Below are 14,330 nucleotides of genomic sequence, written 5' to 3'. Positions count from 1 at the left end.
GTCAGCACTGTAAATATCGGCAACACCAAAAAGTACGGCTCCTGCGGCATTGATCCAGATGAGTGCATTGAGATCGGTACTAAAAAGAGCTTGAGCATTTGCTCTGGCAAAACCACTGCGGATTTTTGCCAATGCTACAATATCAATAAAGGGATAACGTCCCTGCATGCTCAATTCTCGCCGTTGCTCAGATCAAAACCTTAATATTCTCTTAATAAAGCTAATGCTGTTGCTGGTCTATAATTACAGCTCTTTTGAGGCGGAGTTTTTCAAAGCTTAGTTAACGCGCATTGCTGGCAGAGGATTTGCGGGTGATTTTAGCGGTGAATATGGATTTTGCTGTGAATTTTTGGCGCTTCTTTGAAATTCTTACAATATTTCATAGGAAAGAGCACGATAATGGCTTGCAATATGGAACGATTCTCCGTATGTGACCCCTATCAGCAGTGCAGCACATGCTCCTGTTGATGAAGAAAAGGTACGCGGTCGTAGCTCAGTTGGTTAGAGCGCAGGATTGTGGCTCCTGAGGTCAGTGGTTCAAATCCACTCGACCGTACCATTTCGAAACACTTCCCCTTAAAATAAAAACTAAAATGCTTTTAAATGTGCCTCATCTTTGCGCATAAAAAATGCCGCTTCGCTGGTATAGCGCCGCGGCATGTCGAAGGCTTTATTTAAAAGCTAAGACTGCTGATATCAGATCAGTTGTCCCACTTTTCCATTTCTAACCGTAGAGCACGAAGCCGTTCGGTTTTCTTTTGAACTTTGTTACGTTCAGCATCAATCAGTTCACGCGCAATTCTATCAGCGCGTTCATGCCTGTTTTCAGGTCTTTCATTGGTATTTGTTGACATAAAAACACTCCATATTGCCTGCTATATGTAGTGTTTATATTTTTTATTTCAATGGATGGTCAAAATGGCCGCACTTATCATGATTTATATTCATGAATTATAATGCGGCCATTTTGATTATTGAAATATATATTTAGTAATTAATAGGTAAGCCCTACATAATTCTCTGCCAGTGCAGTAGAAGCGGCAGTTGAATGAACAAGATATTCAAGGTCAGCTTCTTGAATTTTTTGGTCAAATGCACCCATTTCAGGAAAACGATGCAGCATGGTGGTCATTGACCACGAGAAGCGCTCAGCCTTCCACACGCGCGCCAAAGCGCGGGCAGAATAGGCATCCACACCGGCTTTGGATTTTTCTGCGTAAAATTCACGCAAGCCTTCAAACAGATAATGCACATCGCTGGCGGCGAGATTGAGTCCTTTGGCGCCGGTTGGCGGCACAATATGGGCTGCATCGCCCACCAGAAACATCCGGCCAAAGCGCATCGGTTCGGCCACGAACGACCGCAAAGGCGCAATGGATTTTTCAAAGGAAGCGCCGGTTGTTAAATTATCGGCATGAACTGCAGGCAGGCGGCGACGTAACTCGTCAAAGAACCGCTCATCACTCCAATCTTCGATTTTTTCATCCAGCGCGCATTGGATATAATAGCGGCTGCGGGTTTCTGAGCGCATAGAGCAAAGCGCAAAACCGCGCGGATGGTTGGCATAGATCAGCTCGTGATCCACGGGCGGCTGATCAATCAGAATTCCAAGCCAGCCAAAGGGATAAATTTTCTCAAAATTCTGGATGGATTTTTCAGGCACAGATTTGCGGCAGACACCGTGATAGCCGTCACATCCTGCAATGTAATCGCAATCAATGCGATGGGTGACGCCGTCTTTTTCAAAAGTGACATAAGGCTGATCGCTGTCGAAGTCATGCGGTGTTACGTTTTGCGCTTCATAAAAGCCTTGTGCGCCACTTTTTGTGCGCTCATCCATCAGGTCTTGGGTCACTTCTGTCTGGCCATAGACAATAACGCGTTTTCCCGTCAGTTTTGTCAGGTCGATGCGATGGTCTTGCCCGTCAAAGGCTAATGAAATGCCTTCATGTGGCAGGCCTTCCTGATGCAATCTTTTTGATGCACCGGCCTGATCCATCAGGCTGACCATGCCTTCTTCCAGCACACCTGCGCGCACACGACCAAGAATATAATCCGGGCTGACACGGTCGAGAATAATATTATCAATACCGGCTTTGGTCAGTAATTGGCCAAGCAACAGCCCTGATGGTCCCGACCCGATAATAACCACTTGTGTGCGCATTCAATCCTCCGACGCATACTGAAGCGCTTATTCTGAGTGGGTCGTAATTTCTTACAATGCACTTTTCACACATAGAGTTGTACTTTTGAAACATTGTGCTAGCTTGGAATATGCTTAAATCTGTGCCCACATATGAGCTTTATGGTGAGAAATCCGACGAAAAGCCGGATTTTTGGCTGCATTGCGAAACGATTTTCTCCCGTAGCAGTCTGCATCAATTTGAAATCAAATTGCACCGGCATGATAATTTCTATCAGTTTCTTTACATTGAAAGCGGGCAGGGCAGTGTGTTTCTGGAACATGAAATACTGCAATTTACCGGCCCTTGCGCCATTTTAATGCCACCGGATTTTAGCCATGGCTTTGCTTTTTCGCGTGATATTATTGGTCATATCACTACGATTTTGCAGCCGGAAATGCCGGCTTTGCAAGATGGGCGCTCATCGGCAGATTGGCTGAACAAGCCGCAATTGGTGCTGATGCACAATGCACCAGAGCCTGTTCAGAACTATCTGGCCGCAACGGTCAGGCTGATTTATGAGGAGTTTTCCGCCCGCAATCATTTGCGCAATCATATGTTGGAAACCCATCTGACCAGTGCTTTGCTGATGGTCGGGCGCCATGCGGTTAAGGCGCATTCCGAGAGAGCTGGCTTTGGTGCCACGCAAAATGAGCGGCGCATAGAGCGGCTGCTGGAATTGATCCGCCGCCATTTTCGCGAGCATTTGCCGGTTGGTTTTTATGCTGAGGCTCTGCACTTAACACCTATTCATCTCAACCGTGTAACGCGTGAAATAACGGGACAAACTGTGCAGGAACTGCTCAGCGCTCAGCTGATTGAAGCGGCCAAGCGCGAATTGGTGGCTATGCCGCATTCGGTGCAGACAATCAGCTATAATCTCGGTTTTAGCGATCCGGCTTATTTTTCCAGATTTTTTCTGCGTGAAACAGGGCAAACCCCGCGCCAATATCGTTTGAGTGAACATCAGCGCTTAAGTGAGCAGGTTGCGGAGCTTTAGCCAAGTAAAGCGCGCAAGGTTGCCTGGGCTTTGAGCATGGCGGGTAAAAAGCGCTTGCGTAATTTTTCTACCGAAACATGCGCGACAGGCGCGCCGATATTGATGGCGGCGACCACTTGATTGCGATGGTTGAAAACCGGAACGGCAATGGAGCGCAAACCCAGTTCCAGCTCCTGATCGTTAATCGCATAGCCATGGCTTCGCACCTGATCAAGTTCGGCGGTCAGATCGGCAATGGATGTGCGGGTAAATTCGGTTTTGGTAATTCTGTCGGTGGTGTTGAGAATGTGGAGCGCTTCTTGTGGTGGCAAGGCGCTGAGCAAAACGCGCCCCATTGAGGCGCAATAGGCAGGCAGGCGGCTGCCGGAGGTGAGACTAATGGAGATCACCCGCATTTGTGCGGCGCGTGCGATATAAACAATTTCATTGCCGTCCAGCACCGATGCAGAAGCGCTTTCGCCTACCTCTTCAGAGAGCTGATCCAGCACGGGTTGGAGAATCGTCGGCAATGGCGTTGCCGATAAATAGGCATGGCCAAGGCGGAGAATTTTGGGCTGAAGCATGAAAAACTTGCCGTCATATTCTGCGTAGCCCAGATGCGCGAGGGTGAGCAGGCATCGTCTTGCAGTGGCGCGATCAAGGCCGGTTACATTGGCAATGTCAGTAATCGACATTCTTGGTTTATCGGCTGCAAAAGCCTCAATCACCTGTAAACCCTTGGCTAGACCACCGATAAAATCTGTTTTTTGCATTTGGTTTATTTGCCTTTTCTGATCGCTTTGGGGTGGTCTTATAGTCTGTAACAGTGCGGTTTCATTGCAATCAATTTGTGCGATTATTGAACAAATGTCAAATATCGCACAAATTATTTGACCGATAAGAGCGATAATGCCTAATCTTGATTTTAAGAGGCAGTGCTGACCTTTGATCAGGCGCAGCATTGCGGGCGGTTTTGAAAAATCGGGAGTTAAGCAGTTATGGCGCGTATAATGACGCTCGCCCAAGCGATTGCAGAAAATGTCAAAGACGGCGATACAGTTGCGATGGAGGGGTTCACCCATCTCATCCCTTATGCGGCTGGTCATGAGGTTATCCGTCAGGGGCGCAAAGATCTGACCATTATCCGTATGACACCGGATATTTTGTACGATCAGCTGATTGGTGTCGGTGCTGTCAAAAAGATGAAATTCTCATGGGGCGGCAATCCGGGTGTGGGATCGCTGCACCGTTTCCGCGATGCGGTAGAAAAACATTGGCCGCATAAGCTGGAAGTGGAGGAGCATTCCCATGCGGCAATGGCTAATGCCTATGAGGCCGGTGCTGCTAACTTACCTTTTGCCATGTTGCGCGGTTATATCGGCGCAGATCTGCCAAAGGTAAACGCGCAAATTAAATCGGTAACATGCCCGTTTACCGGTGAGGTGCTGGCAGCCGTTCCTTCTATTCGTCCTGATGTGACGCTTATCCATGCGCAGCGTGCTGACCGCAAAGGTAATGTGCTGATCGAAGGTATTGTCGGCGTGCAAAAGGAAGCCGTTCTGGCGGCCAAGCGCTCGGTTGTGACGGTTGAAGAAATCGTTGATGAATTGCAGCCGGCTTCGCCCAATTCGCTGGTGCTGCCTTCGTGGGCGGTTACAGCTGTTGTTGCTGTGCCGGGCGGTGCTTTCCCGTCTTATGCGCAAGGTTATTACAAGCGCAACAATGCTTTTTATCTGGCATGGGATGAAATCGCGCGTGATCGCGACAGTTTCCAGCAATGGGTGAAGGAAAATATTCTGGAAAAAACACCGGAAGATTTTGCCCAATATGCCAAACCGGCCAAGAATTAAGCGGGAGAGCGTGATGTCTGATTTTACTCCGAATGAGATGATGACGATTGCTGCTGCGCGGTCGTTGACCAATGAAGATGTGTGCTTTGTCGGCATCGGTGCGCCGTCTGCCGCCTGCAATGTGGCGCGCTTGACCCATGCACCTGACATTACCCTGATTTATGAAAGCGGCACTGTCGGCACCAAGCCGGATGTATTGCCGCTTTCCATTGGTGATGGCGAATTATGCGACACTGCTTTGTTTACTGTCTCGGTGCCGGAAATGTTCCGCTACTGGTTGCAGGGCGGTCATGTCACGACCGGCTTTTTGGGCGGTGCGCAGATCGATCGCTTTGCCAATCTGAATACCACCGTGGTTGGTGATTATGATCAGCCAAAAGTGCGTTTGCCAGGTGGTGGCGGTGCACCGGAAATTGCTTCCAATTGCGGTCAGATTTTCATCACTATGGCGCTCAGCAAACGTGGTTTTGTTGAGAAACTGCCTTTCATCACCTCTATGGGACATGGCGAAGGCGGCAATCACCGCGAACGCTTGGGGCTGACAACAAAAGGCCCGACCCGTGTGATTACAGACTTGTGTATTCTGGAACCGGATGAGACAACAAAAGAGCTGACAGTGACATCTATCCATCAGGGTGTCAGCCGTGAGCAGATCGTTGAAAATTGCGGCTGGGATATTCGTTTTGCCGATCATGTGGTGGAAACACCGGTGCCGACGGAAAATGAACTGCGCGTATTGCGTGATATCCATGCCCGTACCAAACGTGCGCACCAAGGGGAGGCGTAAAAGCTATCATGAGTGAAGCTTATATTTGCGATTATATCCGCACACCAATCGGTCGTTATGGCGGTGCTTTGTCTTCTGTGCGTGCGGATGATCTGGGCGCGGTGCCTTTGCGGGCTTTGATGGCACGTAATCCTGATGTTGATTGGGAAGCCATCGACGATGTGATTTATGGCTCTGCCAATCAGGCGGGTGAAGATAATCGTAACGTCGCACGCATGTCTTTGTTGCTCGCAGGCTTGCCGGTGAATGTTTCCGGCACCACCATCAACCGTCTTTGCGGCTCCGGTATGGATGCCGTTATTTATGCTGCCCGTGCCATTCGTGCCGGTGAAGCAGAATTGATGATTGCCGGTGGCGTGGAAAGCATGAGCCGCGCGCCTTTCGTGATGCCGAAGGCCGATAGTGCTTTTTCGCGTAAAGCTGAAATTTATGACACAACCATCGGCTGGCGCTTCATCAATCCGTTGATGAAAAAGCAATATGGTGTCGATTCCATGCCGGAAACCGGTGAGAATGTTGCCGCCGATTACAATGTGTCGCGTGCGGATCAGGATGCTTTTGCACTGCGCAGCCAGCAAAAAGCCAAAGCAGCGCAGGACAATGGCCGTTTGGCACGGGAAATCACACCTGTTTCCATTCCCCAGCGTAAAGGCGATCCGGTTGTGGTGGACGCAGATGAGCATCCGCGCGAGACGACAATGGAAGCACTGGCCAAACTACGCACACCTTTCCGCGAAGGTGGCAGCGTAACAGCTGGTAATGCGTCCGGTGTCAATGATGGTGCGGCTGCGCTGATTATTGCGTCGGAAGAAGCCGTTAATAAATATGGACTGACACCGATCGCCCGCATTATGGGTGGCGCTTCTGCCGGTGTCAGCCCTCGCATTATGGGTGTTGGGCCTGTGCCTGCCACGCAAAAACTATGTGCGCGTCTTGGCCTTAAACCGCATCAGTTTGATGTAGTGGAGCTTAACGAAGCCTTCGCATCGCAAGGTCTGGCGGTTTTGCGTGAGCTGGGATTGGCGGATGATGCAGATCAAGTAAACCCGAATGGCGGTGCGATTGCCCTTGGTCATCCGCTTGGTATGTCGGGTGCGCGTATCACTGGCACAGCGGCATTGGAACTTGGTTTGACAGGCGGTAAATATGCACTGTCCACCATGTGTGTTGGTGTTGGCCAGGGCATTGCCGTTGCATTAGAGCGCGAATAATATTCACCTATAAAACGAAAAAAGCGCAAGGTTTTCATCAAAACCTTGCGCTTTTTTATTCATTCATGCGTGTCAGGCGATGGCTTGACGCGCTTTCTTTTTGTTACGAGCCTGAATCATCAATGGAATGATGATGGCGGTAACAATCGGGAACACCATCCAGTTGATCGCTTCCCAGCCGGATGCGGAAAGCAATGTGCCGGAGGAGAAGGAAGCAACGGCAACTGTGCCGAAAATCAGGAAGTCGTTCGCACCCTGCACACGGCCACGTTCTTCAGGCGTATGGCATTCGGTGACAAGAGCGGTGGCACCGATGAAGCTTAAGTTCCAGCCGATGCCAAGCAGCACGAGGGACGACCAGAAATTGCCAAGTTCCAGACCAGCAAGCGCAACGGCGCTGGAGGCGGCAATCAGCAGCAGGCCGACGGCCGTGACGGTTTCTTTGCCGAAGCGCGCAATCAGACTGCCGGTGAAAAAGCTTGGGCCAAACATGGCAAGCACGTGCCACTGGATGCCCATGGCAGCTTCCCCAACGGTGAAGCCGCAGCCTACCATCGCAATAGGCGAGGCGGTCATGACAAAGCTCATCAAAGCATAGGAAACCATACCGGCGGCCACCGCCAGAATGAAGCGCGGGCTTTTGATGATTTCGCTTAACGGGCGGCCTTCTCTGACATCGGTTTTGGATGGTTTACGTTCGCGCGGCACTTTCAGCATCATTAGAACAGGGATGGCAAGCGCTGCCAAAGCGGCCTGACTTAAAAAGCTGCCGGCAAATGGTGCGGTGATGAAAGCATCACGCGTCCATATCACAAGTTGAGGGCCAATGACCGCTGCTGCCAGGCCGCCGATCATCACATAAGAGATGGCTTTGGCTTTAAACTCGCCGGTTGCGGCATCGGCTGCGGCAAAGCGATAGCTCTGCACATAAGAGCCATAAAAACCGGCCACAAAAGTGCCAAGACAGAAAATCAGGAAACTTTGGCTGACAATGCCGAAAGTGGCAATCAGACCAGAAATCAAGCCGATGGTAGCACCAAACAAATAACCGGTACGGCGGCCATAATAGCGCATGGCAATGGCGGCAGGAATGGTGCCGGCGGCAAGGCCTAAATTGAACAGGCTGACTGGCAGTGTCACAAGGGTCGGGTCGGGGGTGAGCATTTGTCCGACAATGCCACCCAATGAAATAATAATTGGCGGGGCAGCAGCACCTAAAGCCTGAGCGGCGGTGAGCACCATAACATTGCGGCGCGCGAGCGCTTGATCGGACATGCTAAAACCCTGTCTTTCATCCTGAATGAAATGTCTTTTTGGACATGTATAGCAGGATTACCTTGCTAAATACTGTGCGTACAGTGGAAAATTATTCCTGCATGAGTATTCTTTAAATAGCAGGGTTTTTGGGGGATTTACAACTTTATTATAGGCTTTACGGTTTTTGCATCATTGGAGTTGTGGGGCGGGTATTAATGCAACCCGCCGACACCAAGTAAATGCTCGACAGTTTCTTTGTCGGCGGATAGTTCTGCCGAGCTGCCTGTCCATGCAATTTGCCCGCGCTCCAGAATAACGACCCGATCAGCAAAATCGAGTGCGCTTTGGATGCGTTGCTCCACCAGTAGCAGGGTCATTTTGCCCGATTGCGCGAGCAGGGAAAAAGCCGCCATCAGCTCCTCGCAGATAACAGGCGCTAAACCTTCCAATGGTTCATCAAGCAAAAGCAGGGTTGGCTGGCCTAAAATCGAACGGGCGGTGGAGAGCATTTGCTGCTCGCCGCCTGATAATTGCGAGCCTAAATTCTTGCGTCGTTCTTTCAACCGCGGAAACATTTCATAGGCTTCTTCAAGCGCGCTTTGCGGTCGCTTTTTCAGGCCGACAAACAGGTTTTCTTCAACGGTGAGGGTTGGGAAAACATCGCGTGTTTGCGGCACATAGCCAAGCCCTGCCAGTGCGCGTGCGGCAGGGGCAAGACTGGTGATGTTTTTGCCACCCAAAATGATTTCCCCGCCATAGCGCTTCGTTTGCCCTGCAATAGAAGCAAAAAGGCTGGTTTTGCCGACGCCGTTGCGACCTAAAATCGCCAGTCTTTCACCCGGAGCGACGTTCAGAGAAATATCTTCAATCACGCGGGTCGGGCCATAACCGCTGCTTAAGTTACGGATTTCCAGTGATGCAGCACTCATTGCGCATAACTCCCCAGATAAGCGGCACGCACTTGCGCATCCTGCACCACATCTTCCGGCAGACCGTCAAAAATAACGGCCCCTGCGGCCAAAACAATCACCCGTTTAGCAAAGCGGAAAACCAGTTCCATATCATGCTCAATCATGATCACGGCAAGATCGGCCGGTAATTCGTCAAGTGCCTGCTCGATACGGGCGGTTTCACTTTGCGGCACACCGGCAGCAGGCTCATCAAGCAGCAGAACTTTTGGTCGCAGCGCCAAGGCTAATGCAATTTCAAGCAGGCGTTGCTGGCCATAGGCAATTTCGCTGACCTTCAGTTGTGCCAGTTCGGTGAGACCCAGAATATGCAGGATCTCATAGGCTTCCTCCATAACGGCAGGCATATGGCGGTAATTGCCGAAAATGCGCGAGGTTTTGCCCTCACGTTGCAAAATCGCCAAGGCCACATGTTCTTCCGGTGTCATTTCATAAAAAAGGCGTGTCACCTGAAATGAGCGCACCAAACCACGCTTAACCCGATCCATCGCACTTAAATGGGTGATGTCTTTATCGTTTAGCGAGACCGAACCGGAAGAGGGGGCAAGATTGCCGGTAACAAGATTGACGAAGGTGGTTTTACCGGCGCCATTAGGGCCGATGAGTGCTACGCGTTCGCCCTTGGCAATGGACATGGACACATCATTGGTGACGGCCAGTCCGCCAAAGTTTTTGCGTAAATTACTGACTTCAAAGATCGTGCTCATCAGCTTCGACCTTTCCTGCTGGAAATAAACTGCACGGCGGTGCCGTAAAGGCCGCGTGGTGCAAAAAGAACAACGGCAATGAGCAAAGCGCCAACCATGGTGAGCCAATGGAACGGATTAGCCGCTGAAACCACATCTTCAAACCACATGAAGGAAACTGTGCCAATGAGGGCGCCGTAAAGCGAGCCGGCGCCGCCCAGAACCAGCATTACGAGACTTTCTGCCGACATGGTGAAGGAGAGGCTGTCGAGGCCGACCACTTGTGTTGAAATCGCGTTTAACGAGCCGCCGATACCAGCCACAAATCCGGAAATTACATACATTTGCAACTGGGCTTTTTGTACGGATGCACCCATGGAAGAAATGCGGATTTCGTCTTCTTTGACACCACGGCACAACATGCCGAATGGTGAGCGGGTGATGAGTTTGAGCAGGGCAAAAACCACAACCAGCAACACGATGGCATAAACATAAACCGTGCGCCCCCAAAGATCGAACTCAAACATGCCAAGTAATGGTGACGGCATGATGCCGCCCAAGCCATCACTGCCGCCTGTCCAGCTAGAGAGCTTGTTGGCCGCTTCGTGAAAGAGATGCACCACTGCAATGGAGAGAACCAATTGCGCCAGCCCATGGGCACGAAGAATAATGAAGCCGGAAAAGAGACCGGCAATGGCGCCGCCGGTTGCGCCGATCAGCGTCATCAGGATCGGGTCATGAATACCAAAATGGGCAGAGGCAATGCCCGCACCATATGCACCGGCACCAAAAAGGGCTGCATGACCAAGGGTGGCAATGCCGCAATAGCCGGTGACCAGATCAAGCGACAGTACAAGCAGCGCAATCGCAACAATACGGGTGAGAAGCGCCAGATTGTCGGGAAACATAAAGTAAGCGACAATGCTGCATAAAATGATGATGCCAAGGCCGGTCAGGCCGGAAAAGCGTGATTGATGTCGTGTCGGGATCGAAGACAAAGTGCTCATTTGTTTTTCAGTCTCCCTGCCAGACCGCGCGGGAATAATGTGACGATGATGATAACCGCCAGATAGAAGAAGAATTCGCCATATTCTGGTGCGAGATAGCGGGCTGTGGTGTCGATGCCGCCAAGCAGCAGACAGGCAAATAATGCACCCGGAATAGAACCGGGGCCGCCCACAGAAACCACCACCAGAAAGGTCACCATATAACGCAGCGCATAATAAGGTTCTAATGGCAACATTTCTGCACCCACCACACCGCCAAAAGCAGCCAGTGCAATGGCCAGCGCAAAGCTCACCGCATAGATGATTTCTGTGCGCACACCTAAGGCTGCAGCCATATTGGCATTATCGACAGCTGCACGTAATTTGACGCCGAAGCTGGTGCGTTCAATCAGATACCAGAGGCCGCCTGCCACAACTAACCCGCAGACAATTGCAAATAAGCGGTGCTTGGCAACAGAGCGGAAGCCAAGATCAACCGACCCGCGCAAAGTTTCGGCAATCGGCACGGTTTTGAGCGTTGGCCCGAAAATATAGTTGGTAAGCCCGATGATGCAAAATGTGATGCCGATAGTCATCAGCACTTGTGTCAGTTCCGGTGCGCCATAAATGCGCCGATAGAGCAGTTTCTCCATAGGCACAGCAATAATAACAGTGCCGATCACGGCCAGTAAAATTGCAACGCTATAATGAAGGCCGAGTGCTTGGGTGGCATAAGAAGCGAAATAGCCGCCGATCATCGCAAAGGCACCATGGGCAAGATTGACAACCCGCATCAGACCCATTGTCACGGACAGTCCGATGGAGATGACAAAAAGCACCATGCCATAAGCAAGGGCATCGACAGCTATGCTGAGCACAGTTTGCATCAGTATTTTCCTGAAGAGTTCATCAGATCATCTCACAATAGATATGTGTCTGAAGCGTGAAAGGCCTGAGTAACACCTTTAAACGGGGGCAATGGAAGCATACGGCCTGATATGAGAGGCCGTATGCGTGTTCATTTATGGTCAGGATTATTGTGCGTCCAGACCCGGATCGCCCTGTTTTTCAAAGGCTTGGATTTCTTTGTTGTAATAGGTGCCGTCATCGGCTTTCGCGACTTCGCGCAGATAAATATTCTGCGTGATATGACGGGTTTCAGCATCAATGGAAACAGGGCCGCGCGGGCTCATCCATTCCATGCCTTTAACCGCATCAACGGCCTTTGCTGCATCCTGTTTGCCGCCGGTGGCTTCAATCATTTTGTAAATGACATGCATGCCATCATAAGCACCGACAGACGGGAAGGAAAGCTCTTCAGGATTACCGATGGCTTTCCTGGCATCTTCAACAAATTTCTTGTTTTCGGCGGAATCATGCGACAGCGCATAATGGAAGGTTGTCAGCACGCCAAGCGCTGCTTCACCCAGCGCCGGAAGATCGGATTCCTGTGTCAGATCACCGGGTGCAAAAAGCTGTACGCCTGCGGATTTCAGACCATTATCGACATATGATTTCATGAAGCCGAGTGTGGTCGGGCCAGCTGGCAGAAATGCAAAAACACCTTCCGCGCCCGAATCTTTCACGCGCTGCATGATCGGGCTGAAATCATTGGTGTTGAGCGGCATACGGATGGTTTCAACCACATCACCGCCAATCTTGGTAAAGCCAGCTTTAAATGCGTTTTCAGCGTCAATACCCGGGCCATAATCACTAACCACAGTGATGACTTTCTTCGCACCTTTATCCAGCGCTACCTGCGCGATCGGCAGGGATGTCTGCCATGTGGTGAAAGATGTACGCACCACATAAGGGCTTTTGGTGACGATTGTTGATGTGGCAGCATTCATAACCACCATCGGCACATTTGCCTGTTGCAAAATAGGCGTGACGGCCATCGCATCAGGGGTAAAAAAGAAACCGCCCAGATACTGAACCTTTTCTTTGATGATCAGCTCCTGTGCCAAAGATTTTGACTGTGCCGGATCAGCTTGCGGAACGTCACGATAAATCACTTCGATGGTATCATCGCCGATTTTATTGCCATGTTCGGCAATATAAGCATCAATACCGGCTTTAAAATTCTTGCCCTGCAAGGCGAAAGGCCCCGACATCGGGCCGATAATACCCACTTTAATCACATCAGCATAAGCAGCACTTGCGGTGAGCGCAAAGGCGGCCAGAGCGGTAAGCGTCAGTTTTTTCATGTTTTCCTCCCGAGAAAACCGTTGTAGCAATCCGTTGCATGTTGACTTAGTGGACGGATGTAACAACGAGATATATGTATTCTCCAGCTTAGTTTGACCGTGAAACTGGTAATGTAAAATGAATTAATCGCGAGTAACGATAACCCTTAGGTTATCTATGGCGCGATTAATGATCCTTTCCAAGTGATTGAATCTGATCTGTCAGACGAATGCTTATATTTAAGGCGGCTGCAAGGCTGGCACAGATTTGCGGCAGTACCATCCATTCAAGGCTCCATGCTGCGCCTGAACGCTCCTGTTCATGGATCATGGAATGCTGCATCGCGGATATTTGCACCGCATTAAATCGCGCCAGCGATACTAAAATCTCTGCATTAACCGGATTTTGCTTGTGCGGCATGGCTGATGATGCGCCGCCACCCGATAAAGCAATCTCATTTGCCCCTTGCGCCATCAGCGCAATATCCTGTCCCATTTTGCCTAAACTACCGCTGAGCGTCACAAAGACATGGGCAATATCGGTGATGATATCACGCACGCTTTGCCATTGCGGCAGATCATCAAGGGCGAGCATAAGACTAAGCTTTGCGCGTAAGGCTGTGGCTTGATCGCCAAAATCACGCAATGTGCCAACCGCGCCGCCCAGTTGCAGCGGAAAATGTAATTGCTCAAGCCGGATTGGAGCGCGTTTTAAAGGTTCAATCCAGCTTATTATGCGGTCATGGACTGTCACGGGCAGAGCTGCCTGCATCCGCGTATAAGCGGTCAATCCACGTTTGCCATGGGTTTGATCGAGTGCTTCTAACCTTTGCAGCAATTGCGCCAGTTTTTCTTGGATCAATTGCCTGAAAACCTTCAGCCGCAGCATCAGGCTTGTGTCAATCACATCCTGACTGGTGGCACCAAAATGCACATATTGGCTATAGGTTTCACCGACATGGGCGCGTAATTGTTTGACCAGCTCCGGTATCACCACACCGTCGCGTGCCGTTGCCTGATTAAGCTTGGCCATATCAGCCTGAAAGCTTGAGCCGGCTTCAGCAATTGCCAAAGCCGCTGCTTCAGGGATCAGGCCCAATTCCGCTTGTGCTTTTGCCAGCGCCGTTTCAAACCGGATCATCTCCTCCACATCGAAGCTGGCCGAAAACAATTTGTCTACGGCTTCATCTTTGAAAAGACCTGAGAGAAACGGATGATCAAAAACACAAATACTCAT

General features: G+C 50.6%; 14 protein-coding genes and 1 tRNA gene. 5 read left to right on the top strand and 10 right to left on the bottom strand.

Annotation, left to right across the window (positions count from 1 at the left end):
- The first annotated feature begins 482 nt into the window (after window positions 1–482).
- Window positions 483–559 (top strand) — tRNA-His (locus tag FHS77_RS04940).
- A 142-nt stretch (window positions 560–701) separates the two neighbouring features.
- On the opposite strand, the gene FHS77_RS04935 is transcribed toward FHS77_RS04940, so the two are convergent.
- Entirely contained in the window at window positions 702–854 is a 153-nt protein-coding gene (locus tag FHS77_RS04935; RefSeq protein ID WP_184220905.1) for a hypothetical protein, read from the bottom strand.
- 140 nt (window positions 855–994) lie between these two features.
- Window positions 995–2,164 carry a 4-hydroxybenzoate 3-monooxygenase gene (pobA, locus tag FHS77_RS04930; RefSeq protein WP_184220902.1) on the bottom strand — a complete coding sequence of 390 codons (1,170 nt, stop codon included), beginning with the start codon at window positions 2,162–2,164 and terminating at the stop codon, window positions 995–997.
- A 110-nt stretch (window positions 2,165–2,274) separates the two neighbouring features.
- Here pobA and FHS77_RS04925 point away from each other — a divergent pair, with 110 nt between their 5' ends.
- Complete coding sequence (locus FHS77_RS04925) at window positions 2,275–3,183, top strand: helix-turn-helix domain-containing protein (RefSeq protein ID WP_184220900.1); 909 nt, start codon at window positions 2,275–2,277, stop codon at window positions 3,181–3,183.
- On the opposite strand, the gene FHS77_RS04920 is transcribed toward FHS77_RS04925, so the two are convergent.
- Window positions 3,180–3,935: an IclR family transcriptional regulator gene (locus tag FHS77_RS04920; protein WP_184220897.1), complete on the bottom strand. Its 756-nt coding sequence runs from the start codon at window positions 3,933–3,935 to the stop codon at window positions 3,180–3,182. The genes FHS77_RS04925 and FHS77_RS04920 overlap by 4 nt on opposite strands.
- 225 nt (window positions 3,936–4,160) lie before the next feature.
- Between FHS77_RS04920 and FHS77_RS04915 the strand changes: the two genes are divergently transcribed.
- Genes FHS77_RS04915 through pcaF form a run of 3 tightly spaced genes read left to right on the top strand, consistent with a single transcriptional unit; the run spans window position 4,161 to window position 7,010 of the window.
- Window positions 4,161–5,012 carry a CoA transferase subunit A gene (locus FHS77_RS04915; protein WP_184220894.1) on the top strand — a complete coding sequence of 284 codons (852 nt, stop codon included), beginning with the start codon at window positions 4,161–4,163 and terminating at the stop codon, window positions 5,010–5,012.
- A 13-nt stretch (window positions 5,013–5,025) separates the two neighbouring features.
- Window positions 5,026–5,799, top strand: a complete 774-nt coding sequence (locus FHS77_RS04910) for a CoA-transferase subunit beta (RefSeq protein ID WP_184220892.1) — start codon at window positions 5,026–5,028, stop codon at window positions 5,797–5,799.
- Window positions 5,800–5,807: 8 nt separating this feature from the next.
- Window positions 5,808–7,010, top strand: a complete 1,203-nt coding sequence (gene pcaF / locus FHS77_RS04905) for a 3-oxoadipyl-CoA thiolase (protein WP_184220889.1) — start codon at window positions 5,808–5,810, stop codon at window positions 7,008–7,010.
- Between the two features lie 72 nt (window positions 7,011–7,082).
- Here pcaF and FHS77_RS04900 read toward each other — a convergent pair whose 3' ends face one another.
- The 7 genes from FHS77_RS04900 to FHS77_RS04870 form a co-directional block, all read right to left on the bottom strand.
- On the bottom strand, window positions 7,083–8,285 hold the full coding sequence (locus FHS77_RS04900; RefSeq protein WP_184220886.1) for an MFS transporter: 1,203 nt from the start codon (window positions 8,283–8,285) through the stop codon (window positions 7,083–7,085).
- Window positions 8,286–8,479: 194 nt separating this feature from the next.
- Window positions 8,480–9,196 (bottom strand): ABC transporter ATP-binding protein, encoded by a 717-nt coding sequence (locus FHS77_RS04895; protein ID WP_184220883.1) that lies wholly within the window; start codon window positions 9,194–9,196, stop codon window positions 8,480–8,482.
- Window positions 9,193–9,942 carry an ABC transporter ATP-binding protein gene (locus FHS77_RS04890; RefSeq protein ID WP_184220880.1) on the bottom strand — a complete coding sequence of 250 codons (750 nt, stop codon included), beginning with the start codon at window positions 9,940–9,942 and terminating at the stop codon, window positions 9,193–9,195. Before FHS77_RS04890 ends, FHS77_RS04895 begins: the two co-directional genes overlap by 4 nt.
- Window positions 9,942–10,928, bottom strand: coding sequence for a branched-chain amino acid ABC transporter permease (locus FHS77_RS04885; protein ID WP_184220877.1), 987 nt, complete (start codon window positions 10,926–10,928; stop codon window positions 9,942–9,944). Before FHS77_RS04885 ends, FHS77_RS04890 begins: the two co-directional genes overlap by 1 nt.
- The gene (locus FHS77_RS04880; RefSeq protein WP_184220874.1) at window positions 10,925–11,794 is read right to left on the bottom strand and encodes a branched-chain amino acid ABC transporter permease; all 870 of its coding nucleotides are present in this window, start codon (window positions 11,792–11,794) and stop codon (window positions 10,925–10,927) included. The genes FHS77_RS04885 and FHS77_RS04880 overlap by 4 nt, the downstream gene beginning before the upstream one ends.
- A gap of 147 nt (window positions 11,795–11,941) precedes the next feature.
- Window positions 11,942–13,114: an ABC transporter substrate-binding protein gene (locus FHS77_RS04875; RefSeq protein ID WP_184220872.1), complete on the bottom strand. Its 1,173-nt coding sequence runs from the start codon at window positions 13,112–13,114 to the stop codon at window positions 11,942–11,944.
- Between the two features lie 166 nt (window positions 13,115–13,280).
- Window positions 13,281–14,330, bottom strand: coding sequence for a 3-carboxy-cis,cis-muconate cycloisomerase (locus FHS77_RS04870; protein WP_184220869.1), 1,050 nt, complete (start codon window positions 14,328–14,330; stop codon window positions 13,281–13,283).

The sequence above is a fragment of the Paenochrobactrum gallinarii genome, assembly GCF_014205685.1.
Lineage (GTDB): Bacteria > Pseudomonadota > Alphaproteobacteria > Rhizobiales > Rhizobiaceae > Paenochrobactrum > Paenochrobactrum gallinarii.
Note: the sequence above shows the minus strand (reverse complement) of the source record. Positions and strands in the feature narration are given on the sequence as shown.

Excerpts from the sequence above, each read along its gene's own strand:
- FHS77_RS04935 (WP_184220905.1), bottom strand. The coding sequence starts at position 854 with ATGTCAACAAATACCAATGAAAGACCTGAAAACAGGCATGAACGCGCT.
- pobA (WP_184220902.1), bottom strand. The coding sequence starts at position 2,164 with ATGCGCACACAAGTGGTTATTATCGGGTCGGGACCATCAGGGCTGTTG.
- FHS77_RS04890 (WP_184220880.1), bottom strand. The coding sequence starts at position 9,942 with ATGAGCACGATCTTTGAAGTCAGTAATTTACGCAAAAACTTTGGCGGA.
- FHS77_RS04925 (WP_184220900.1), top strand. The coding sequence starts at position 2,275 with ATGCTTAAATCTGTGCCCACATATGAGCTTTATGGTGAGAAATCCGAC.
- FHS77_RS04920 (WP_184220897.1), bottom strand. The coding sequence starts at position 3,935 with ATGCAAAAAACAGATTTTATCGGTGGTCTAGCCAAGGGTTTACAGGTG.
- FHS77_RS04875 (WP_184220872.1), bottom strand. The coding sequence starts at position 13,114 with ATGAAAAAACTGACGCTTACCGCTCTGGCCGCCTTTGCGCTCACCGCA.
- pcaF (WP_184220889.1), top strand. The coding sequence starts at position 5,808 with ATGAGTGAAGCTTATATTTGCGATTATATCCGCACACCAATCGGTCGT.
- FHS77_RS04880 (WP_184220874.1), bottom strand. The coding sequence starts at position 11,794 with ATGCAAACTGTGCTCAGCATAGCTGTCGATGCCCTTGCTTATGGCATG.
- FHS77_RS04895 (WP_184220883.1), bottom strand. The coding sequence starts at position 9,196 with ATGAGTGCTGCATCACTGGAAATCCGTAACTTAAGCAGCGGTTATGGC.
- FHS77_RS04885 (WP_184220877.1), bottom strand. The coding sequence starts at position 10,928 with ATGAGCACTTTGTCTTCGATCCCGACACGACATCAATCACGCTTTTCC.
- FHS77_RS04915 (WP_184220894.1), top strand. The coding sequence starts at position 4,161 with ATGGCGCGTATAATGACGCTCGCCCAAGCGATTGCAGAAAATGTCAAA.
- FHS77_RS04870 (WP_184220869.1), bottom strand. The coding sequence starts at position 14,330 with ATGAGTATTTGTGTTTTTGATCATCCGTTTCTCTCAGGTCTTTTCAAA.
- FHS77_RS04910 (WP_184220892.1), top strand. The coding sequence starts at position 5,026 with ATGTCTGATTTTACTCCGAATGAGATGATGACGATTGCTGCTGCGCGG.
- FHS77_RS04900 (WP_184220886.1), bottom strand. The coding sequence starts at position 8,285 with ATGTCCGATCAAGCGCTCGCGCGCCGCAATGTTATGGTGCTCACCGCC.